The sequence below is a fragment of the Streptomyces sp. NPDC057287 genome, assembly GCF_042667905.1.
Classification (GTDB): domain Bacteria; phylum Actinomycetota; class Actinomycetes; order Streptomycetales; family Streptomycetaceae; genus Streptomyces.
Map to the genome: position 1 here is coordinate 162,344 of NZ_JBHUYV010000009.1, position 21,928 is coordinate 184,271.

Consider the following 21,928-nt stretch of genomic DNA (forward strand, 5'->3'; position numbering starts at 1 on the left):
AGATTGGCGTTGTGCAGGGCGGGCGCTGCCCGCCCCAGGAAACTGTGGACGATGCACGGGGGGCGAACCCCCTCGATGCATCAGGTGGAGGAGGCGCTGTGAGCAGCGACCCGTGGGGCCGTGTCGACGAGACAGGCACCGTGTACGTGCGTACAGCCGACGGCGAGCAGGTCGTCGGATCGTGGCAGGCCGGTTCCCCTGAGGAGGCTCTGGCCTATTTCGAGCGCAAGTACGAGGGCTTGGTGGTCGAGATCGGCCTCCTCGAGCGGCGGGTGAAGACCACCGACCTCTCGGCCAAGGACGCCACGGCGGCGATCGATCACCTGCGTCAGCAGGTCGACGAGCACCATGCAGTCGGCGACCTCGCCGCGCTCGGCAAGCGGCTGGACGCGCTCGTCGCGACGGTCGACTCCCGGCGCGAGGAGCGCAAGGTCCAGAAGGCGAAGCAGACCGACGAGGCCCGTCAGGCCAAGGAGGCGCTCGTCGTCGAGGCCGAGGAGCTGGCGCAGAGCGAGCAGTGGCGGTCGGCCGGTGAGCGCCTGCGGGCGCTGGTCGACACGTGGAAGGGGCTGCCCCGTCTGGACCGCAAGTCCGACGACGAGCTGTGGCACCGCTTCTCGCACGCGCGTTCCGCCTTCTCCAAGCGCCGCAAGGCCCACTTCGCCGCGCTGGACGCCCAGCGCGAGGACGCCCGCAAGGTCAAGGAGCGGCTGGTCGCCGAGGCCGAGTCGCTCTCCGGCTCTACCGACTGGGGTACGACGGCCGCGCGTTACCGCGACCTGATGACCGAGTGGAAGGCCGCGGGCCGCGCCCAGCGCGAGTCCGAGGACGACCTGTGGAACCGATTCCGCGGTGCCCAGGACGTGTTCTTCGCCGCCCGCAGCGGAGTCTTCGCCGAGCGGGACGCCGAGCAGGGCGAGAACCTCAAGGTCAAGGAGGAGCTCGCCGCCGAGGCCGAGAAGCTGGTCCCGGTGACGGACCTGAAGGCGGCCAGGGCGGCCTTCCGTTCCATCAACGAGCGCTGGGAGGCCGTCGGCCACGTCCCGCGCGACGCCCGCCCGAAGGTCGAGGGCAGGGTGCACGCCGTGGAGCGGGCCCTCCAGGAGGCCGAGGAGTCCGAGTGGCGCCGGACGAACCCGGAGGCGCGGGCGCGCGCCGCGGGTCTGACCGGGCAGCTCCAGGGAGCCGTCGACAAGCTGCGCACGCAGATCGACACGGCCCGTGCCTCGGGCAACAACGCCCGGGCGGACAAGCTCTCCCGCGAGCTCGAGGGCCGGCAGGCGCTGCTGGACCAGGCGCTGAAGGGCCTGGAGGAGTTCGGCGGCTGAGCCGGGCGATCCCGTCCCGAACGAGAGGGGCTCCCGTACGCCTGGCGTACGGGAGCCCCTCTCGCATGTGGACGGCAACGCGGAACCATGCGGCGCTGCCGGAGTCCGCCGGTGATTGTCAGACCCGGGCGCGATGATCTCCACGTCGGCACGCGCACTGTGCCGGCACCGGGTTCGCTACGACCTTGGGGCAGGTTCACCCATGAGATCCACTCGTGCCGCCCTGACCGTCGCGGCCACCGCCCTGGCCCCGGCTCTCCTTCTGGCCGGCCCGGCCTTCGCCGCCGGACCCGTCTCCTCACCCGCCCCTGTGGCTGTGTCGCCGGCGGTCGTGGTCCTGGAGACCCCGGTGGACGAGATGTCCGACGACGACGTCCGCGTCGCCCTCTCCCGCATACTCGCCGACCCGGACTCCGGCAGGAGGGTCGTCAAGGAGATCAACACACTCCTCGACAACGGCACCCCCGACGAAATGCGCACCTGGCTCGAAACCGGCTACCGCGTCGCCCAGGCCGAGGACGACCGCGTCGCCATCGTCAGCATCCTGAACCGCCCCGGCATCAGCGCCGCGTTGCGCGCCGCGGTCCAGGAGGCCGTCGACGGCACGCCCGAGGAGATGCGCTACTTCCTGGAGTACGGCCGGTACGAGGTCGACGCGTAGACGGCCGGGGCCGCCGTGTCCGGCAGGCTGAGCGCCTGCCGGACACGGCGTCCTCAGGGCCTGCGCGCCGAGGTGACCCGGTAGACGTCGTAGACGCCCTCCACGCCCCGCACGGCCTTCAGGACGTGTCCCAGGTGCTTGGGGTCGCCCATCTCGAAGGTGAAGCGCGAGGTGGCCACCCTGTCCCGGGAGGTCTGCACGGCTGCCGACAGGATGTTCACGTGCTGGTCGGACAGGACGCGGGTGACGTCGGAGAGCAGCCGTGACCGGTCCAGCGCCTCGACCTGGATGGCGACGAGGAAGACCGACGACTGGGTGGGCGCCCACTCGACGTCCAGGATCCGCTCGGGCTGCTGCGAGAGCGAGTCGACGTTCACGCAGTCCGCGCGGTGCACGGAGACTCCGCTGCCCCGGGTCACGAACCCGATGATGGGGTCGCCGGGAACAGGCGTGCAGCAGCGGGCCAGTTTGACCCAGACGTCATCGACGCCCTTGACGACCACACCGGGATCCGCCTTGGCCCGGCGCTTGTTGCGACCGTGCGAGGGCGGCGAGCTCTCCGCCAGGTCCTCGTTGGCCGCGTCCTCGCCGCCGAGCGCCTGGACGAGCTTCTGGACGACACCCGCCGCGGCGACGTGCCCTTCGCCGATCGCCGCGTACAGAGACGAGATGTCGGGGTAGCGCATCTCGTGCGCCAGCGTGACCAGGGAGTCGCCGGTCAGGATGCGCTGGATCGGCAGGTTCTGCTTGCGCATGGCCCGCGCGATGGCGTCCTTGCCCTGCTCGATCGCCTCGTCACGCCGCTCCTTGGAGAACCACGCGCGGATCTTGTTGCGCGCCCGGGGCGACTTGACGAACTGCAGCCAGTCCCGGGAGGGCCCGGCGCCGGCCGCCTTGGAGGTGAAGACCTCCACCAGGTCGCCGTTGTCGAGGGTCGACTCAAGTGGCACGAGCCGACCGTTGACCCGTGCTCCTATGGTCCGGTGGCCGACCTCCGTGTGGACGGCGTACGCGAAGTCGACCGACGTCGCACCGGCGGGCAGCGCTATCACGTCGCCCTTCGGGGTGAAGACGAAGACCTCGTTGCGCGAGAGGTCGAAGCGCAGGGACTCCAGGAACTCGCTGGGGTCCTCGGTCTCCTTCTGCCAGTCCAGGAGCTGGCGCAGCCACGCCATGTCGTTGACGGTGTCCTGGCCGCGGCCGCCCGTGTTCTTGGGGACGTCCGTACGCACCTTGGAGGCGCCCGCGACGGCCTCCTGCTTGTACTTCCAGTGCGCGGCGATGCCGTACTCGGCGCGGCGGTGCATGTCGAACGTACGGATCTGGAGCTCGACGGGCTTGCCGCTGGGGCCGATCACCGTGGTGTGCAGCGACTGGTACATGTTGAACTTCGGCATCGCGATGTAGTCCTTGAACCGCCCGGGCACCGGATTCCACCGGGCGTGGACGGTGCCGAGCGCCGCGTAGCAGTCGCGGACGGTGTCGACGAGGACGCGGATGCCCACCAGGTCGTAGATCTCGGCGAAGTCGCGGCCCCGCACGATCATCTTCTGGTACACGCTGTAGTAGTGCTTCGGCCGCCCCGTGACGGTGGCCTTGATGCGGGCGGCGCGCAGGTCGGACTGGACCTCGTCGGTCACTATGGCGAGGTATTCGTCGCGCTTGGGCGCACGCTCGGCGACGAGGCGGACGATCTCGTCGTACATCTTGGGGTAGAGGATCGCGAAGGCGAGGTCCTCCAGCTCCCACTTGATGGTGTTCATGCCCAGGCGGTGGGCCAGCGGCGCGTAGATCTCGAGGGTCTCGCGGGCCTTCTTCTCCTGCTTCTCCCGCTTGAGGTAGCGCATGGTGCGCATGTTGTGCAGCCGGTCGGCGAGCTTGATGACGAGGACCCGGGGGTCCTTCGCCATGGCGACGACCATCTTGCGCACGGTCTCGGCCTGGGCGGCCTCGCCGAACTTGACCTTGTCGAGCTTGGTGACGCCGTCGACGAGCAGGGCGACCTGGTCGCCGAAGTCCTTGCGCAGGGTGTCCAGGCCGTACTCGGTGTCCTCGACGGTGTCGTGCAGCAGACCGGCCATCAGGGTCGCCGGGTCCATGCCGAGCTCGGCGAGGATCGTGGTGACGGCGAGCGGATGGGTGATGTAGGGGTCGCCGCTCTTGCGCTTCTGGCCCCGGTGCCAGCGCTCGGCGACCTGGTAGGCCTTCTCGATCTGGCGGAGAGTGGCGGACTCGATCTTGGGATCGTTGCCGCGCACCGTGCGCAGGAGGGGTTCGAGGACCGGGTTGTACGGGCTGGAGCGCTGTACCCCCAGTCGGGCGAGGCGGGCCCTGACGCGGTTGGAGGAGCCACCGGAGCGTGCGGGCGCGGTCGGCGGGGTGGCGGCGGACCTGGCCGGGGGCTTCGCGACGGGCGCGGGCGCCGGAGGCTTCGCCGCTGGCGCCGGGGTCTTCGGTGCCGGAGCTCCGGTCACGGGCTTCGCGGCGGGGGCCCCGGAGGGCTCGGCGGGGGGTGCGGGCTTCGTCCCGGAGGAGGGCACGGCCTTCGTCCCGGGAGGCGGGGTCGGCTTAGCCTGTGTGGCGGGCGCCTGGGGGGCCGGAGCCTCGGCGGGGCCCTGCGTGTGCTCGCCGGCGGTCCCGGGCTCGGCGGCCCCGTCGGACTGCGCCTTCCCGGGCGTGGCGGAGGCCGCCTCGGGCCTTTCGGGCTGCGGGGCGGCGGCGGGCTGGGCCTCGTCTGGCAAGAGCGCTCCTCGTGCGGATCCGGGCTACCGGAAAGCCCATGGTATCGACCCCCGGGCAGGTCCTCGCCCGGGGACTGCGGAACCCCTCACAACACAGGACGGGTACCCGGATGTTCCCGGATACCCGTCCTGTAGGTCCTTACGCGCGCTACGGTCGCGCGGTGCAGGTCAGAGGCTGATCAGAGCCTCCAGCGGGGCGTCCCGCAGCCCTGCCTCCAGTCGCCCGCGGCCGGCGAGGAAGCCGAGCTCCATGAGGACCGAGACCCCCGCGACCTGGGCACCGGCCCGCCGGATCAGCTCCAGCGAGGCCTCCGCGGTGCCACCGGTGGCAAGGACGTCGTCGATGACCATGACGCGGTCGTCGGCGGAGAGGTCCTCGGCGTGGATCTCGATCTCCGCGGTGCCGTACTCCAGCTCGTAGGCCTGCCCGAGCGTGGCGCCCGGCAGCTTCCCCGCCTTGCGCACGGGTACGAACCCGATCCCGGCCCGGACCGAGACCGGCGCGGCCAGGATGAATCCGCGCGCCTCGAGGCCGACGATCTTAGTGGCCCCGTGGCGCACGCAGAGCTCCGCGAACCAGTCCGTGAGCGCGGAGAAGGCCACCGGGTCCGCGAGCAGCGGGGTGATGTCCTTGAACAGCACTCCGGGCTTCGGATAGTCCGGTACGTCACGGATCCGGCTGAGCAGCAGCTCCCGGGTGGCGTCGTCGACGTCCGTGCTGGTCATCGGCGGTTCCTCGGGGAACGGCCGTGGCCTCCGGTCTGCCGGCGCTGGCCGACGACGGCCCCCGCGCGCTCGTCGTCCTCGTCGAGGTCGTCCGCCCGGTCGTCACGCTCGTCCTCGACGGACTCGCCCTTGGCGGCGGCCGCGGCCCTCTTGGCGAGGATCCGCTTCTTCAGTGCCTTTATCTGCGGCTCGCGCTCCTTGAGGTCGGCGACCAGCGGGGTGGCGATGAAGATCGAGGAGTACGCGCCGGCGGCGAGGCCGACGAAGAGGGACAGCGAGATGTCGTTCAGCATGCCGGCGCCGAGGACACCGCCACCGATGAACAGCAGACCGGCGACCGGCAGCAGCGCGACGACGGTGGTGTTGATGGAGCGCACCAGCGTGCCGTTGATGGAGCGGTTGGCGATCTCGCTGTAGGTCCAGCGGGTCTGCTTGGTGATCCCCTTCGTGCCCTCCTTGAGGCTGTCGAAGACGACGACCGTGTCGTAGAGGGAGTAACCGAGGATGGTCAGCAGACCGATCACGGTGCCCGGGGTGACCTCGAAGCCGACCAGGGCGTAGACACCGACCGTGATGGTGATGTCGTGGATCAGCGCGACGAGCGCGGCGATGGCCATCCGCCACTCGAAGGCGATGGCCAGGTAGACCACCACGAGGACCATGAAGATGCCGAGGCCCGCCCAGGCCTTGTTGGCGATCTGCTCACCCCAGCTGGGGCCGACGAGGTCCGCGTTGATCTTCGCCTCGGGGACACCGAGGTCCTCGGAGAGCTGGGTCTTGATCTGGTCGGCCTTGGCGGTGTCGACCTCGGTGATCTGGATCCGGAGCCCGCCGTTGCCGAGCTCCTGGACGATCGCCTCGTGGCCGGAGGCCGCGACCGCGTCCTCGTGGGCCTGGGAGACGGACACCTTGGCCTTGGTGTCCGTCGTGAAGACGGCACCGCCCTTGAACTCGATGCCCATGTTCAGGCCGCTGACCGCCAGGCCGAGGATGGCCGTGATGGTGATCAGGATCGAGACGCCGTACCAGATCTTGCGCTTGCCGATGAAGTCGTAACCGACCTCGCCACGGTAGAGCCGGGCGCCGAGATCGCCGAGTCGCGACATCTCACGCCTCCTTCGGGTGGTTGATGCGGCGGGAGCGGCGCAGCGGCGGCTTGGCGCCGAGGCGCTTCGGGTCCAGGCCGGACCACGGGTGACCGCTGCCGAAGAACTTCGTGCGGGCCATCAGTGTCATGACCGGCTTGGTGAAGAGGAACACCACGACGACGTCCAGCAGGGTGGTGAGGCCCAGCGTGAACGCGAAGCCCTGGACCTTGCCGACGGTGACGAGGAAGAGCACGGCCGCTGCGAGGAACGACACGAAGTCGGAGACCAGAATGGTGCGACGGGCCCTGGGCCAGGCGCGTTCCACGGCCGGACGGAGCGTACGGCCCTCACGGATCTCGTCGCGGATGCGTTCGAAGTAGACGATGAACGAGTCCGCCGTGATTCCGATCGCCACGATGGCACCGCAGACGGCCGGGAGGTTCAGCGCGAAGCCGATGGCCGGGCCGAGCAGAGCCATGATCGTGTACGTCAGGATGCCGGAGACCAGCAGGCTGAAGAGAGCGATCAGCGCCAGGCCGCGGTAGTAGGCCACCAGGTAGATGACGACCAGGGCGAGGCCGATGGCGCCGGCGATGAGACCGGCCTCCAGCTGCTCGCCACCGAGGGCGGCGGTGACGGTGGTGACCGTGTCCTCGCTGAAGGACAACGGGAGCGCACCGTATGACAGCACGTTGGCCAGGTCCTCCGCGGACTGCTGGGTGAAGCTGCCGGAGATCTCGGCGCTGCCGCTGAGCGTCTCGTTCACCTGGGGTGCGGAGACGACCTCACCGTCGAGGGAGATCGCGAACTGGTTCTGCGGGGACTGCTGCGTCGACAGCTTCTTGGTGATCGTCTGGAACTTCTTGGAGCCCTTGTCGGTGAACTCCATGGAGACGAGCCAGATGCCGCGCTGCTGGTCGAACTGGGCCTTCGCGTCGTCGACGTCCGTACCGGAGACCTCGGCCGGGCCGAGGAGGTACTTGGCGTCACCCTCGGAGCTGCACGCGACCGTGGGGTCCTCGGGCTTGACGCCGTCTCCGGCCTTGGCGCGGGCGGACTTGTCGGAGCAGTCCAGCGCCGTGAACTTCTTCTCGAGTGCGGCGGTGGCCGGGTCGGGCGTCTCGGTCGCCGCGGGGGCGTCCGACTTCGCCGCACCGGAGGGCGTCGGCGTCGCGTCCTTCTTCAGGGCGTCCGTGACGGCACGGCCCTGGGTGGTGGCGCTCGCCGAGGGCGTCGCCTTCGAACCCGAGGCGGTCTCCGGGTCGCTCGCCTTCGCACTGGGCGTGGCGCTCGGCTTCCCGGAACCGCTCGCCGACGGGCTCGCGGAGCCCTTGGGCGTCGGTCCACCGTCGGTGACCGTGAGCACGGGCCGGAAGTAGAGCTGGGCGGTCGTGCCGACCTGGTCCCGGGCCTGCTTCGAGTTCGTACCCTTGGGGATGTTGACGATGATGTTCGATGCGCCCTGGGTCTGAACCTCGGCCTCGGAGACACCCAGACCATTGACACGGCGTTCGATGATGCTGACCGCGGTGTTCATGTTGGTCTCGTTGATCGCGTCAGGCTTGCCGGGCTGGCTCTTCGCCTTGAGCGTGATCGATGTGCCGCCGGCCAGGTCGATACCGAGCCGGGGCGTGGTGTGACCGGACAGGAACATCCCGCCGGTCAGGGCGACCATGGCAATCAGGATCAGCGCCAGGGCGCGGCCCGGCCTGCCCTGTCCACCGGTTGAGCCCCGGCCTTTCTTCGGTGCTGCCACCTTTTCGTTTCTCCCTGTCCAACCGCCCCGCGCCGGGTACGCGCCCGAGCGGCCACGAAGTGTTGTGGGGACCCGCCCCCGCAGAAGACCGCACGGCCCGTGAGACGCCGGACACCCGTGGGTGTCCGGCGTCTCTGGGTCGTGGAACTACTTCGCGTCGCCCTCGCCGTCGGCCTTGGCCTCGGAGCCCTTTACCTCGGCGTCCTTGGGCGCGTCGGCGTCCTCGGCCTTCTTGCCCAGGTCGATCTTCGCGACGTCGCCGTCCGTGTCCGTGGCCTCACCGGCGGTGAGAGAGGAGGCGTCGTCGGGCACGACCGTGCCCTCGTCCTCCAGCTCGTCGTCGCCGTGCACGATGCGGTTGTACTCCGCGTCGTCCAGGACGGCACCGATGGAGTTCTTGGCGTAGACGGCGTGGACGCCCGGCGCGACCTCGAGGATGACCGTGTCGTCCTGGATCTCCTTGACGGTGGCATACATGCCCCCGATCGTCCGGACGCCGGTGCCGGGCTGCATGTCGTTGCGCATCTGCGCAGCCGCCTGCTGCTTCTTCTTGGCGGACCGGGTCATCAGGAACATGGCCCCGATGAGCACGATGAAGGGGAGGAGGGTCACGAGACTCACGGGACGGAACTTCCTTCGCACGACCACGCTGGAATCACGCGGCCTGGTCTACGGGGGTGGGTACACCGACCTGTAAGGGCGGCATCGGCGGAGTCTAAGCGAGTCCGCATCATTGGAACAACGTCCAGCATCGCACCGTGGTTCCCCTGCTGGCCAACCCACGCTCCGTCACGCCCCGAACAGGCCCTGTTGTCCCTTTGCGCCCTGCTGCGGGGGCACCAGCCCGAGGTGTGCCCAGGCAGCGGGGGTGGCGACCCTGCCCCGGGGCGTCCTGGCGAGCAGCCCCTCCCGTACGAGGAAGGGCTCGGCGACCTCCTCGACCGTCTCCCGCTCCTCCCCCACGGCCACCGCGAGGGTGGAGAGCCCGACGGGGCCTCCGCCGAAGAGCTTCAGCAGGGCGCCGAGCACCGCCCGGTCGAGACGGTCGAGCCCCCGGGCGTCGACCTCGTAGACGCGCAGGGCCGCGGCGGCGATGTCCCGGTCGATCCGCCCCTCGGCCTTGACCTGGGCATAGTCCCGGACACGGCGCAGCAGCCGGTTGGCGATGCGGGGCGTGCCCCTGGAGCGTCCGGCGATCTCGGCCGCCCCCGCTGTGTCTATGGCGACGTCGAGCAGTCCGGCGGAGCGGTGGATGACCCGCTCCAGCTCGGTGGGGGCGTAGAACTCCATGTGGCCGGTGAAGCCGAAGCGGTCACGCAGCGGGGGCGGCAGCAGTCCGGCCCTGGTGGTGGCGCCGACAAGCGTGAACGGCGGCAGTTCCAGCGGGATGGCCGTGGCGCCGGGCCCCTTGCCGACGATCACGTCGACGCGGAAGTCCTCCATCGCCATGTAGAGCATCTCCTCGGCGGGCCGCGACATGCGGTGGATCTCGTCGAGGAAGAGGACTTCGCCCTCCTGGAGCGACGAGAGGATCGCCGCGAGGTCTCCGGCGTGCTGGATGGCGGGGCCCGACGTGATCCGGATCGGGGCGCCCATCTCGGCCGCGATGATCATGGAGAGGGTGGTCTTGCCGAGCCCCGGGGCTCCGGAGAGCAGGACGTGGTCGGCGGTGGCGCCCCGGGCGCGGGCGGCCTTGAGCACCAGGTCGAGCTGCTCGCGCACCTTCTCCTGGCCGACGAACTCGTGGAGGTCCTTCGGTCGAAGGGCGGCCTCGACCGCGGTGTCCTCGCCGTCGGCGCCGGCGTCGACCAGCCGGTCGTCCAGCCGCTCGTCGTCAAGGTCGCCGGTGCTGGATCCGGTCTCGTCCCAGTTCATCTCGTCAGTCCCGCCTCGGGTGTTTCGGTGCCGGGCCGTGCGGTGCTCCGGCCGGCGGTACGGGGGCGCGCGGCCCCTGGGGTCAGCGTGCGCGGTTGAGTGTCTGCAGAGCGGCGCGCAGCAGCTGCGGCACGGGCGCCTGGCCGCCGCCGGCGATCGCCGCCTCGGCCTGCGGGGCGACGGCGCTCACCGCCTCGTCGGCCTCGCGGGTGGCGTAGCCGAGGCCGATCAGCGCGGCCTGCAGCTGGTCGCGCCAGGAGGAGCTGACGGGGGTGCCGATGCCCTGCCGGCCGATGTGTGCGCCGACCGGCTCGCCGAGCCGGTCCTTGAGCTCGAGGAGGAGCTTCTGGGCACCCTTCTTGCCGATGCCGGAGACCGCGGTGAGTGCCTTCTCGTCACCGGTGGCGACCGCGGCGCGCAGGGCGTCCGGGCTGTGCGTGGCGAGCATCGCCTGGGCGAGCCGGGGACCCACACCGCTGGCGGTCTGGAGCAGCTCGAAGACCTGCCGCTCGTCGTCGTCGGCGAAGCCGTAGAGGGTGAGCGAGTCCTCCCGGACGACCAGGGAGGTGGCCAGCCTGGCCTCCTTGCCGATCCGCAGGCCGGCGAGGGTGTCGGGGGTGCACTGGACGGCCATGCCGATGCCGCCGACCTCGATCACGGCTGTGGCCGGGGCGAGAGCGGCGACAGGGCCGGAGACGAAGGCGATCATGCGGTACGGCCTTTCAGCGTGCGGTGGGCGGCGACGGCCTGCTGCAGTCGGTTCTGCGCGGGCGCGCGCCAGATGTGGCAGATGGCGAGGGCGAGGGCGTCGGCGGCGTCGGCGGGCTTCGGCGGCGCGTCGAGCCGGAGCAGCCGGGTCACCATGGCCCCGACCTGCGCCTTGTCGGCGCGCCCGGATCCGGTCACGGCGGCCTTGACCTCGCTGGGGGTGTGCAGGGCGACGGGGATGCCGCGGCGGGACGCGCAGAGCATGGCGACGGCGCTGGCCTGTGCGGTGCCCATGACCGTCCGCACGTTGTGCTGGGCGAACACCCGCTCCACGGCGACGAATTCCGGCCGGTGCTCGTCGAGCCACCGCTCGATGCCCTGCTCGATCGCGACGAGACGGTGGCCGAGCTCCGCATCGGCCGGGGTCCGCACGACGCCGACGCCGACCATGGTCAGCGGCCGGCCGGCGACTCCCTCGACGACTCCGACACCGCACCGGGTCAGCCCCGGGTCCACGCCCAACACCCGCATGAATGGGCCCCCTCCGCCGCTCGGTCATCTGTTCCCGCAGGCTATCGGTCCCCGCTGACAATGCGACGGGCCGACGGGGTGTGTCCCGTCGGCCCGTCGATGCGGTGCGTGCCGCCGCCTCAGGCGTCGACCTTCTCCATGACCTCGTCGGAGACGTCGAAGTTGGCGAAGACGTTCTGCACGTCGTCGCTGTCCTCCAGCGCGTCGATCAGCTTGAAGATCTTGCGCGCGCCCTCTTCCTCGAGCTCGACCTGCATGGTCGGGACGAAGTTGGCCTCGGCCGAGTCGTAGTCGATGCCGGCCTCCTGCAGCGCCGTGCGGACCGCGACCATGTCGGTGGCCTCGCTGAGCACCTCGAAGGTGTCACCGAGGTCGTTGACCTCCTCGGCACCCGCGTCGAGCACCGCGCCGAGGACGTCGTCCTCCGACAGCTCACCCTTGGGGACGATCACGACGCCCTTGCGGTTGAACAGGTACGAGACGGAGCCCGGGTCGGCCATGGAACCGCCGTTGCGGGTCATGGCGACACGGACGTCGGACGCGGCACGGTTCCGGTTGTCGGTCAGGCACTCGATGAGCACCGCGACACCGTTCGGGCCGTAACCCTCGTACATGATCGTCTCGTAGTCGGCGCCACCGGCCTCGAGACCGGCACCGCGCTTGACCGCCGAGTCGATGTTCTTGTTCGGGACGGAGCTCTTCTTGGCCTTCTGGATGGCGTCGAAGAGGGTCGGGTTGCCGGACACGTCGGCGCCGCCCGTGCGGGCCGCGACCTCGATGTTCTTGATCATCTTCGCGAAGAGCTTGCCGCGCTTGGCGTCGATCACGGCCTTCTTGTGCTTCGTCGTAGCCCATTTAGAGTGGCCGGACATCTGCCTTCTCCTTCGCGTCACCAAAATCGATCCGAACCCGAGAGATCCTACCGGGATCGGATCAGCCCACGGCGCGCACCATGTCGGTGAAGAGTGCGTGCACCCGGTGGTCCCCGGTCAGCTCCGGGTGGAACGACGTGGCCAAGGCGTTTCCCTGGCGTACGGCCACGATATGGCCGCCGTGCACCGCGATGACCTCCGCGCTGGCGCCGACCGACTCCACCCAGGGTGCCCGGATGAAGACTCCCTCGACGGGCCCGCCGGGCACGCCCTCGACCTCGACGGACGCCTCGAAGGACTCGTTCTGCCGCCCGAAGGCGTTGCGGCGCACGATCATGTCGATGCCACCGACCGTCTCCTGGCCGGAGCGCGGGTCGAGGATCTTGTCGGCGAGCAGGATCATCCCCGCGCAGGTGCCGTAGACCGGCATACCGGCGGCGACCCGCTCACGGAGGGGGTCGAGCATGCCGAAGAGCACGGCCAGCTTGGACATCGTGGTGGACTCGCCACCGGGTATGACGAGCCCGTCGACCTCGGCGAGCTCCTCGGGCCGCCTGACCGGCCTGGCCACGGCGTCCGCCGTGGCGAGGGCGATCAGGTGTTCCCGTACGTCGCCCTGGAGAGCCAGGACTCCGATGACAGGGGTGTCGGTCATCGGTGCTTACCAGCCGCGGTTGGCGTAGCGCTCGCCCTCGGGCAGCGTGTCGCAGTTGATGCCGACCATGGCCTCGCCGAGGTTGCGGGAGGCATCCGCGATGATCTTCGGGTCGTCGTAGAAGGTGGTGGCCTTCACGATGGCGGCGGCGCGCTTGGCCGGGTCGCCGGACTTGAAGATGCCGGAGCCGACGAAGACGCCCTCGGCGCCGAGCTGGCGCATCAGGGCCGCGTCCGCGGGGGTGGCGACGCCGCCGGCCGAGAACAGGACGACGGGCAGCCTGCCGAGCTCGGAGACCTCCTTGACCAGCTCGTAGGGGGCGCGGAGCTCCTTCGCGGCGGCGTACAGCTCGTTGTTGTCGTAGCCGCGCAGCCGGGCGATCTCGTTCTTGATCTGGCGCAGGTGGCGCACGGCCTCGACGACGTTGCCCGTGCCCGCCTCACCCTTGGAGCGGATCATCGCGGCACCCTCGGCGATACGGCGCAGGGCCTCACCCAGGTTGGTGGCACCGCAGACGAAGGGGGTGGTGAAGGCGAACTTGTCGCTGTGGTTGACCTCGTCGGCCGGGGTGAGGACCTCGGACTCGTCGATGTAGTCGACGCCGAGGGACTGGAGGACCTGGGCCTCGACGAAGTGGCCGATGCGGGACTTGGCCATGACGGGGATGGAGACGGCCTCGATGATCTCTTCGATCATGTTCGGGTCGGACATCCGTGCCACGCCGCCGTCCTTGCGGATGTCGGCCGGCACCCGCTCCAGGGCCATGACGGCCACGGCGCCCGCGTCCTCGGCGATCTTCGCCTGCTCGGCGTTGACGACGTCCATGATCACCCCGCCCTTGAGCTGCTCGGCCATGCCGCGCTTGACGCGGGCGGTGCCGGTGGCCGGGGTCTCGGCGGACTGCGGGGTGCTGGGAAGCGTGGACACGGATCGACCTCACTGGGGTGAAAAGGCGCTGGACACTGCAGACCCGAGCAAACGCTCCGGAAGCAGTCCACAGCAAGGGCCAATGAGTACCGCGTGGATCGTTCTGTGCGTCCACGGCTGCCCGGCCGATCCCGCACTGCCCCGCAGGAGCGCCCGGTCTCAGCTGCCGGGCCGATCCCGCGCAGCCCTGCCGGAGGGCGCGGTCTCAGCTGCCGGGACGGTCCGCCAGGGCCACCGGCGGCGCGTCGTCCATCTCGAACGCCAGCGGGAACGGCGCGTGCCCCGCGAGCCTGAACAGCCGCACGGTCCGGTGCCTGCGCAGCGCGCGGGCGGCGCGCACGGCGTCGTTGTGGAAGCGGCGCGCCATCGGTACGCGGCGAACGGCGGCGGCCAGCTCCTTGGCCGCGTCCTCACCGCCCGGGAACTCCTTCACCGCCTCGACCTGTGCCGACTCGCCGAAGACCGCTCGCAGGGCGGTGCTCAGCTCGCTCTCGGCGACCTCGCGGTGCTCCTCCTCGGCCTGCCGCGCCGCGTGCGCCGCCTCGTACAGCACGATCGACGCGGCGGGGTCGAGGACACCGGACGTGGCCAGTTCCTGGGTGACCGAGGCGCGGCGCAGCAGCTGGGCGTCCAGCGCCGCGCGGGCCGCGTCGATGCGTGCGTGGAGCCGGTCGAGCCGTCCGGCGGTCCAGCTGAGATACAGGCCGATCGCGAACAGCGCGACGACGGTCCAGATGAGGATTTCGATCACGGGCGGCAAGGCTACCGTCGGACGGAGTCACCCCGGCCGCCGGTACGTCCCCAGGCCGGGCGTACCCCGGGCCGGGCGTACCCCAGGCCGGGCGTACCCCGGGGCCCGGGCGTACCCCGGGGCCGGGCGGACCCCGGGGCCGGGCGGACCGAGGTGCCTCAGTCCCTCGCGAGGCCGAAGCGCGCGCGGAGCCCCGTGCGTTCGTCGGTGTCCACGGCGGCGGCCCCGTCCGTCACCGTCTCGTACACGGCCAGGATGTCCGCGCCGACCGTCGTCCAGTCGAAGCGGCGCACATGCGCGCTGCCGCGTTCCCGCAGTCCCTCGCGCCGATCCGGGTCCCCCAGCAGCCGGATCGCGGCCGCGGCCAGGGCGTCCGCGTCCTCGTTGGCGAACAGGTCACCCGCGGATCCCTGGTCGAGCACCTGCGCGAACGCGTCCAGGTCGCTGGCGAGGACGGGGGCTCCCGCCGACAGTGCCTCGACCAGGATGATGCCGAAGCTCTCGCCACCGGTGTTCGGCGCGACGTACACATCGACGCTGCGCAGCAGCCGTGCCTTGTCCTCGTCGCTCACCATGCCCAGGAACTCGACGCGCGAGCGCATCTCCTCCGGCAGCGAGGCGACCGCCTCCTCCTCGTCACCGCGCCCGGCGACGAGGAGCCTGGTCTCCGGACGGGCGGCGAGGATCGCGGGGAGCGCCTTCATCAGGACGGGCAGACCCTTGCGCGGCTCGTCGATCCGCCCCATGAAGCCGAGCGTGCCGCCCTGCCACTCGGCCTTCGGTTCGGCGCGGGCGAAGAAGTCCACGTCGACCCCGTTGGGGATGACCACGGCGTCGCCGCCGAGGTGCTCGACCAGCGTCCGCCGCGCGTACTCGCTGACCGCGATCCGCGCGCTGATCTTCTCCAGCGCGGGCTGGAGGATCGGGTACGCCGCGATCATGGCTCTGGAGCGCGGGTTGGACGTGTGGAAGGTCGCCACGATCGGCCCCTGCGCGGCCCAGCAGGTGAGCAGGCCCAGGGAGGGCGCGGTGGGCTCGTGGATGTGGATGACGTCGAAGGTGCCGTCGTTCAGCCAGCGGCGGACTCGTGCGCCGGACAGGAACCCGAAGTTCAGCCGGGCGACCGAGCCGTTGTACGGGACGGGCACCGCCCGGCCCGCGGACACGACGTACGGCGGGAGCGGCGTCTCGTCGTCGGCGGGTGCGAGCACCGAGACGTCGTGGCCGAGGCGAATCAGGTGTTCGGCCAGGTCGCGGATGTGGAACTGCACCCCGCCCGGAACGTCCCAGGAGTACGGGCAGACGATGCCGATCTTCACGGAGCTTCCCCCTGGGGGTCCAGATCGGCGAGCCAGAGCCGTTGCAGCATGTGCCAGTCCTCCGGATGCTCGGCGATCCCGCCGGCGAAGGCGTCGGCCAGCGCCTGTGTCATGGAGGACGTCTTGTCGGCCCGGGTACCTGTCTCCGGTACGGGAACGGGCGGATGGACCTGTGCCCGCATGACGGGGGTGCCGTCGTACCAGAGGGTGACGGGCAGCAGCAGGGCGCCGGTCTGCTGGGCCAGCAGAGCCGGCCCGGCGGGCATGCGCGCGGTGTCGCCGAAGAAGTCCACCTCGACGCCGGAGGCGGACAGGTCGCGGTCGGCGACGAGGCAGACCAGCCCGCCGGCGCGCAGCCGCCGGGCCAGCGTCCCGAACGCGGCCCCTCCGTTGTGCGGCAGGACCTCCATGCCCAGGCCCTGGCGGTAGGCCACGAACCGGTCGTAGAGGGTCTCCGGCTTGAGCCGCTCCGCGACCGTCGTGAACGGCACCTTGAGATCCGTGGTGACCCACGCGCCCGCCAGGTCCCAGTTCCCCAGGTGCGGCAGCGCGAGGACGACGCCCTGGCCGGCGTCCAGGCCTTCCGTGAGCCGGTGGGCGTCACGGACGTCGATGGACGCCTTGATCCGCTCCGGACTCCAGGTCGGCAGCCGGAAGGACTCCATCCAGTAGCGCATGTACGAGCGCATGCCGGCCTTCGACAGCTCGGCGAGCCTCGCCGCGTCCGCGTCCGGCACCACTCGGGCGAGGTTCGACTCCAGGCGCAGTACGGACTTCCCGCGCCGCTTCCACACCTGGTCGGCCAGGGTGCGGAAGAGCGCGGCCGCGGCCGGCTCGGGAAGCTTCTTGACCGCGCCCCAGCCGAGGCCGTAGAGCCCGTCGCTGAGCCGTCCCTTCAGGTCGGACCCGGTGCCGCTCACTGCGCGGACCCGCTCCCGCCCGGGGCGGCCGCCGCGGTGGCATCGGCCTCGGCCGACTCCCTGCGCACGGTCACCACCCGCTGGACCAGCGTGACCAGGCTGCCCGCGGCGACGATCCACAGCGCGATGGGCAGCAGGATCTGGATGCCCGGCACCCCGAAGCCGTGCAGCCCGGCGAGGCCGGCCGCGACCAGCGAGATCACGAGCCGCTCGGCCCGCTCCACCAGTCCGTTCACCGCGACGGGCAGTCCGATCGACTCGCCGCGGGCCTTCGTGTAGGAGACCACCTGGCCGCTGGCCAGGCAGAAGATCGCGACCGCGCACAGCATGTTGTCGTCACCGCTGCCCGCGTACCAGAGCGCGAAGCCGGCGAAGATCGCCCCGTCCGCCACCCGGTCGAGCGTCGAGTCCAGGAACGCGCCCCACCGGCTGGAGATCCCGGCCTGCCGGGCCATGTTGCCGTCGACCAGGTCCGAGAAGACGAAGACCGTGATCACGATCGTGCCCCAGAAGAACTCCCCCATCGGGAAGAAGACCAGTGCACCTGCCATCACTCCGGCCGTGCCGACGAGCGTGACCGCGTCGGGGCTGACCCCGAGACGGAGCAGCAGAGCGGCGAACGGTGTGAGGACACGCGTAAAAAATGCACGCGCGTACTTGTTCAGCATGGCCTTCCCGAGGTTCGGTGGGCGCCGAGCGGCCCCTTCGGCCACCGGCTGGCCCATCGTAGTCACCAGCCGTGCCCGGCATCGGCCGGGCACCCCGTCCCGCCCGGTGTCCCGGAAGACACGCCTCGCCGCACGCGACGTGTGGACGGCGTCCGGCACGGGTGAAAAGCTCGAATGACCGCGGGCGTCGCCGGAGCCGCCGCGGCGGCTCCGCCCCGCCCGTGCATCCGCTCCCCAGCTCTTGCGGCACTGCGCCACCGATCGGGAGGCACGCATCATGGGCGACAGGACACATACGCACACCGGAGCCGCCGGAAGGGCGGCGACGGCCGGCAGGCCCGCTTCCGTACGGAACGTGGTGCTGGTCGGCCACAGCGGCTCGGGCAAGACCACCCTGGTCGAGGCGCTGGCCCTGACGGCCGGAGCGCTGAACCGGGCCGGCCGGGTCGAGGACGGCGCGACCGTCTCCGACCACGACGAGATCGAACAGCGCCGGCAACGTTCCGTGCAGCTCTCGCTCGTCCCCGTCGAGTGGGACGGCTGCAGGATCAACCTGCTGGACACCCCCGGCTACGCGGACTTCGTCGGGGAGCTCAGGGCCGGTCTGCGCGCGGCGGACGCGGCCCTCTTCGTCGTCTCGGCGGCCCAGGAGGCGGACGCCGTGGCGGAGGCAACCCGCGAGGCCTGGGAGGAGTGCGCGGACGTCGGGATGCCGCGTGCCGTCGTCATCACCCACCTGGACACCGCGCGCACGTCCTTCGACGAGATGACCCGGATCTGCGGCCGGATCTTCGGGCGCGACGACCCCGACGCCGTGCTCCCCCTCCACCTCCCGGTGCGGGGGCCCGAGGGCCCGGACGGACACGCCCCCCTCACCGGGCTCTCCGGACTCCTCACCCAGCAGGTCTCCGACTACTCCTCGGGGGAACGGAAGGAGGCGCCGCCCTCCGGTGACCGGCGGGGACCTCTCCGGGAGGCCCGTGACCGGCTCATCGAGGGGATCATCGCCGAAAGCGAGGACGAGACCCTCATGGAGCACTACCTGGGTGGTGGCGAGGTCGACGTCACGACGCTCGTCCGTGATCTGGAGCGCGCCGTGGCGCGCGGCTCCTTCCACCCCGTCGTCACCGCGGCCCCCGCCGCCGAGGGCGCCCGCCAGGGCGTCGGCACCATGGAACTCCTCGACCTGATCACCCGCGGCTTCCCCTCCCCCGAGGAACGCACGCCGCCCGCCGTCACCACCCCGGACGGCGTGCCGCGCCCGGCCCCCGTCTGCGATCCGGCGGCCCCTCTGGTCGCCGAGGTCGTCAAGACCTCGTCCGACCCCTACGTCGGGCGGGTCGCGCTCGTCCGTGTCTTCTCCGGCACGCTGCGCCCCGACGACACCGTGCACGTGTGCGGCCACGGCCTCACCGGACCCGGCGGAGGGGCCCGCCCCTGTCATGAGTCCGATGTGCGTGCCGGCGCCCTGTCCGTGCCCTTCGGCAAACAGCAGCGGCCGCTGGACCACTGCGTCGCGGGAGACCTGGCCTGTGTCTCCAAGCTGGGCGGGGCGGAGACCGGCGACACCCTCTCGACCGACGGCGGCCCTCTGCTGATGGAGCCGTGGACCATGCCCGACCCGCTGCTCCCGCTGGCGGTCCGCGCCCATGGCAAGGCCGACGAGGACAAGCTCTCGCAGGGCCTTGCCCGCCTGGTCGCCGAGGACCCCACGATGCGCCTGGAGCAGAACCAGGACACCCACCAGGTCGTCCTGTGGTGCATGGGGGAGGCACACACGGAAGTGGCTCTGGAGCGCCTGCGGAGCAGGTACGGCGTCCAGGTCGACGCCGAACCCCATCGCGTCCCGCTGCGGGAGACGTTCGCGTCGCGGACCGTGGGACGGGGCCGGCACGTCAAGCAGTCCGGCGGTCACGGCCAGTACGCCGTCTGCGAGATCGAGGTGGAGCCGCTGCCGCCCGGCGCGGGCATCGAGTTCGTCGACAAGGTGGTCGGCGGCTCCGTTCCGAGGCAGTTCGTCGCAGCCGTGGAGAAGGGCGTGCGCGCCCAGGCGGCCCGCGGCCTCGCGGCCGGGAATCCGCTCGTCGACGTACGCGTGACCCTGCTCGACGGGAAGTCACACTCGGTGGACTCCTCCGACGCCGCCTTCCAGACCGCGGGAGCGCTGGCGCTGCGGGAGGCCGCGGCGGACACCCGCGTCGAACTCCTGGAACCCGTCGCCCGGATCGGTGTGCTGGTTCCCGACGACGACGTGGGGGCGGTCATGAGCGACCTCGCGGCCCGGCGCGGCCGGGTCGTCGGCACCGAACAGTCGACCGGGGAGCGCACGCTCGTACGTGCCGAGGTGCCGGAGATCGAGATCGGCAGGTACACCGTCGACCTCCGGTCCCTGACGCACGGCGCCGGACGGTTCGACCGGGCGTACGCCCGGCACGAGCCGATGCCTCGCCAACTCGCCGAACGCATCCGCGAAGCGCGGGAGAACAGCACAGGAAGCTAGGGGCCTGCCGTGCGGATCAGGCCAGGTCGGCGCGGTCCGACCTGGACGAAAGGCCACGCTTGACTGGATATCGCCCCCTTCCGCCCGTCCCCGGCCCGATCGCCGGACGGGCGCCGGGCCCGGACGATAAGCTGTGGGCCCAGCTCAGAAGGTGTGCGACGTACGGTAGTTGGGAACAGCCGCAGGAGCAGACCGTGCGGGCGAGTGGGGGCGACAGTGGCCAACGACGGATTCGATTTCTCTCCCGGAGCGCAGATCCCGCTCCAGGGTGCGGGAGCGCAGGCGGTGGCGACCAACGCCCTCGCCTCCGCCGCGTACCGCGACAGCGACGTGAAGGAGATCCTCAAGGCCAACAGCGAGTGGCACAAGTCCGAGGTCAAATCGGGCGAGTCGAAGCTGTTCAAGTCCGACTACTTCAAGCCGAATCTGGGCGAGGCCTTCTCCCGCGCCGTCCAGGAACGCATGCTCGGCGGCGGCCGGGCCGCGCTCATCCAGTCCTTCGGCACCGACCCGCAGACCGTCGTCGAACACTGTCTGTCCGCGAACGGTCTGCGCAAGGCCCGTGACCGGAAGCTCACCCTGGTGACCGTCGTCTTCGGCGTCCTGTTCCTGCCCGGGATGCTCTTCTGGGTCCTCGCCTTCCGGATGCGCGACTCCCTCAACAAGTCCACGGACAAGTTCTTCCAGGCCCTCGGCGGCATCCTGCTGGTGGTGCTCGGCGGCCTCGCCGCGATCTTCCTGATCGCCATGCCGCTGACCGGGCTCCCGGCCCTCTATCTGCGCGCCTCGGCGATCGCCCCGGTGATCGGCTGGCTGCTCGCCAAGCGGATCGCGGAGACGTCCGTGCGCGACCTGCGGGCCCGTTGGGAGGGACTCCTGTCCGGCGCCGGCGTCATCGCGAAGATCCCCGAGGCCGCGCCCAGGAGTCCCAACGAGACCGCACGCGAGGCGATGCGCCAGAGCCTGGAGAAGCTCGCCGCCGAGCAGCAGTCCAACGCCGTCTTCTACGCCGGCCCCAAGGGCATCCTGGGAATGGGCACCCGGTGGGGCGGCTGGCATCTCGCCGAGGAGCTCACCCCCGCGGACCCCGCCAAGGAGATCCACCAGTTCCGCAGCTGGGACGTCGTGCGCGCCATCCACGACCAGCTGAAGCTGCTGGAGCGCGGCCCGCTGAACACCGGCGGCTTCCCCACGCCGTCCGTCAAGCACTGGATCGTCTCCCCCATCGGGGAGAACGCGGACTCCGTCTCCCGCCCCGCGGGCGAGGACGTCGCCACGTTCCAGGTCAAGCCCCACGAGATACAGCGCATCTGCAACCACCAGCAGTTCGGCAGCGGCGACCGGCACTACCTGGGCGTGCAGTTCACCCTCTGGGACGGCCAGCTGGTGATCACCATGCTGATCACCGTCACCGTGCTCCACGAGACCCTGCGGATCGAGGTCACCGGGCACGCCCTGGGTCCCGTCCACGGGCTCTTCCTCACCAAGCCGGAGGCGCCGACCAAGACGGTGAAGAAGGCGGTCAGGTTCTGGGAGACGCGGAAGGTCGCGCTTCCCCTCATCAAGGCGAGCGAGGTCGTCCGGCTCGCCCTCCGGGCTCCGCTGACCTGGTATCCCCCCCTGCTCGACTACCTGGGCGGAAAGATCGTCCTGCCCGAGCCGTTCGGCCTGCGCCACGCCTGGGCGGCCAAGCCGTGGGGGCACCGCTTCATGGCCGACGACGCCATGCGTGCGGCCACCCCGGTGCTGCGCGTGGTGCACTCCGCCGCCAAGCGGGTCCTGACGGAGCACGGCGTCGCCACCGACCGCTTCGACACCCGCTCCTCGATCCTCAGCGGCATGGTCCAGGACGCCGCCCCGAGGAAGGCCGACGTCTACGACGCCTGACCCCCACCCGGGGCG

19 protein-coding genes are annotated in these 21,928 nt (G+C 70.9%); 4 read left to right on the forward strand and 15 right to left on the reverse strand.

Going from position 1 to position 21,928, the window contains the following annotated elements; all coding sequences use genetic code 11:
- The first annotated feature begins 98 nt into the window (after positions 1 to 98).
- Together ACFUNE_RS19395 and ACFUNE_RS19400 are read left to right on the forward strand one after the other, a co-directional pair.
- Complete coding sequence (locus ACFUNE_RS19395; RefSeq protein ID WP_383569055.1) at positions 99 to 1,328, forward strand: DUF349 domain-containing protein; 1,230 nt, start codon at positions 99 to 101, stop codon at positions 1,326 to 1,328.
- A 202-nt stretch (positions 1,329 to 1,530) separates the two neighbouring features.
- Complete coding sequence (locus tag ACFUNE_RS19400; RefSeq protein ID WP_383569058.1) at positions 1,531 to 1,989, forward strand: ALF repeat-containing protein; 459 nt, start codon at positions 1,531 to 1,533, stop codon at positions 1,987 to 1,989.
- A gap of 53 nt (positions 1,990 to 2,042) precedes the next feature.
- Here the strand turns inward: ACFUNE_RS19400 and ACFUNE_RS19405 are convergent, their stop codons facing one another.
- The 15 genes from ACFUNE_RS19405 to pgsA form a co-directional block, all read right to left on the reverse strand.
- Positions 2,043 to 4,730, reverse strand: a complete 2,688-nt coding sequence (locus ACFUNE_RS19405; protein WP_383569060.1) for a RelA/SpoT family protein — start codon at positions 4,728 to 4,730, stop codon at positions 2,043 to 2,045.
- A 168-nt stretch (positions 4,731 to 4,898) separates the two neighbouring features.
- Positions 4,899 to 5,456 carry an adenine phosphoribosyltransferase gene (locus ACFUNE_RS19410; protein ID WP_383569063.1) on the reverse strand — a complete coding sequence of 186 codons (558 nt, stop codon included), beginning with the start codon at positions 5,454 to 5,456 and terminating at the stop codon, positions 4,899 to 4,901.
- A complete protein-coding gene (secF, locus tag ACFUNE_RS19415) occupies positions 5,453 to 6,562 on the reverse strand; it encodes a protein translocase subunit SecF (RefSeq protein WP_383569066.1) in 1,110 nt (369 codons plus the stop codon). Before secF ends, ACFUNE_RS19410 begins: the two co-directional genes overlap by 4 nt.
- Before the next feature lies 1 nt (position 6,563).
- A complete protein-coding gene (gene secD / locus ACFUNE_RS19420; RefSeq protein ID WP_383569069.1) occupies positions 6,564 to 8,300 on the reverse strand; it encodes a protein translocase subunit SecD in 1,737 nt (578 codons plus the stop codon).
- 147 nt (positions 8,301 to 8,447) lie between these two features.
- Positions 8,448 to 8,921 (reverse strand): preprotein translocase subunit YajC, encoded by a 474-nt coding sequence (gene yajC, locus ACFUNE_RS19425; protein ID WP_383569072.1) that lies wholly within the window; start codon positions 8,919 to 8,921, stop codon positions 8,448 to 8,450.
- A gap of 168 nt (positions 8,922 to 9,089) precedes the next feature.
- Positions 9,090 to 10,175, reverse strand: coding sequence for a Holliday junction branch migration DNA helicase RuvB (gene ruvB / locus ACFUNE_RS19430; protein WP_383569075.1), 1,086 nt, complete (start codon positions 10,173 to 10,175; stop codon positions 9,090 to 9,092).
- An 82-nt stretch (positions 10,176 to 10,257) separates the two neighbouring features.
- Entirely contained in the window at positions 10,258 to 10,884 is a 627-nt protein-coding gene (ruvA, locus tag ACFUNE_RS19435; protein ID WP_383569078.1) for a Holliday junction branch migration protein RuvA, read from the reverse strand.
- A complete protein-coding gene (ruvC, locus tag ACFUNE_RS19440; RefSeq protein ID WP_267076788.1) occupies positions 10,881 to 11,414 on the reverse strand; it encodes a crossover junction endodeoxyribonuclease RuvC in 534 nt (177 codons plus the stop codon). The genes ruvA and ruvC overlap by 4 nt, the downstream gene beginning before the upstream one ends.
- Before the next feature lie 119 nt (positions 11,415 to 11,533).
- A complete protein-coding gene (locus tag ACFUNE_RS19445; RefSeq protein ID WP_329226742.1) occupies positions 11,534 to 12,286 on the reverse strand; it encodes a YebC/PmpR family DNA-binding transcriptional regulator in 753 nt (250 codons plus the stop codon).
- Positions 12,287 to 12,347: 61 nt separating this feature from the next.
- On the reverse strand, positions 12,348 to 12,941 hold the full coding sequence (gene pdxT, locus ACFUNE_RS19450) for a pyridoxal 5'-phosphate synthase glutaminase subunit PdxT (RefSeq protein ID WP_383569083.1): 594 nt from the start codon (positions 12,939 to 12,941) through the stop codon (positions 12,348 to 12,350).
- A 6-nt stretch (positions 12,942 to 12,947) separates the two neighbouring features.
- Positions 12,948 to 13,868: a pyridoxal 5'-phosphate synthase lyase subunit PdxS gene (gene pdxS / locus ACFUNE_RS19455; RefSeq protein ID WP_031097695.1), complete on the reverse strand. Its 921-nt coding sequence runs from the start codon at positions 13,866 to 13,868 to the stop codon at positions 12,948 to 12,950.
- 205 nt (positions 13,869 to 14,073) lie between these two features.
- Positions 14,074 to 14,619, reverse strand: coding sequence for a hypothetical protein (locus tag ACFUNE_RS19460; RefSeq protein WP_383569087.1), 546 nt, complete (start codon positions 14,617 to 14,619; stop codon positions 14,074 to 14,076).
- Positions 14,620 to 14,777: 158 nt separating this feature from the next.
- Positions 14,778 to 15,938 carry a glycosyltransferase family 4 protein gene (locus ACFUNE_RS19465; RefSeq protein WP_383569090.1) on the reverse strand — a complete coding sequence of 387 codons (1,161 nt, stop codon included), beginning with the start codon at positions 15,936 to 15,938 and terminating at the stop codon, positions 14,778 to 14,780.
- Entirely contained in the window at positions 15,935 to 16,858 is a 924-nt protein-coding gene (locus tag ACFUNE_RS19470) for a phosphatidylinositol mannoside acyltransferase (protein ID WP_383569093.1), read from the reverse strand. Before ACFUNE_RS19470 ends, ACFUNE_RS19465 begins: the two co-directional genes overlap by 4 nt.
- Positions 16,855 to 17,526, reverse strand: coding sequence for a phosphatidylinositol phosphate synthase (gene pgsA, locus ACFUNE_RS19475; RefSeq protein WP_383569096.1), 672 nt, complete (start codon positions 17,524 to 17,526; stop codon positions 16,855 to 16,857). Before pgsA ends, ACFUNE_RS19470 begins: the two co-directional genes overlap by 4 nt.
- Positions 17,527 to 17,803: 277 nt before the next feature.
- Between pgsA and ACFUNE_RS19480 the strand changes: the two genes are divergently transcribed.
- Entirely contained in the window at positions 17,804 to 20,026 is a 2,223-nt protein-coding gene (locus tag ACFUNE_RS19480) for an elongation factor G-like protein EF-G2 (protein ID WP_383569099.1), read from the forward strand.
- Positions 20,027 to 20,242: 216 nt separating this feature from the next.
- Positions 20,243 to 21,913 carry a hypothetical protein gene (locus ACFUNE_RS19485; RefSeq protein WP_383569490.1) on the forward strand — a complete coding sequence of 557 codons (1,671 nt, stop codon included), beginning with the start codon at positions 20,243 to 20,245 and terminating at the stop codon, positions 21,911 to 21,913.
- Positions 21,914 to 21,928 lie beyond the last annotated feature (15 nt).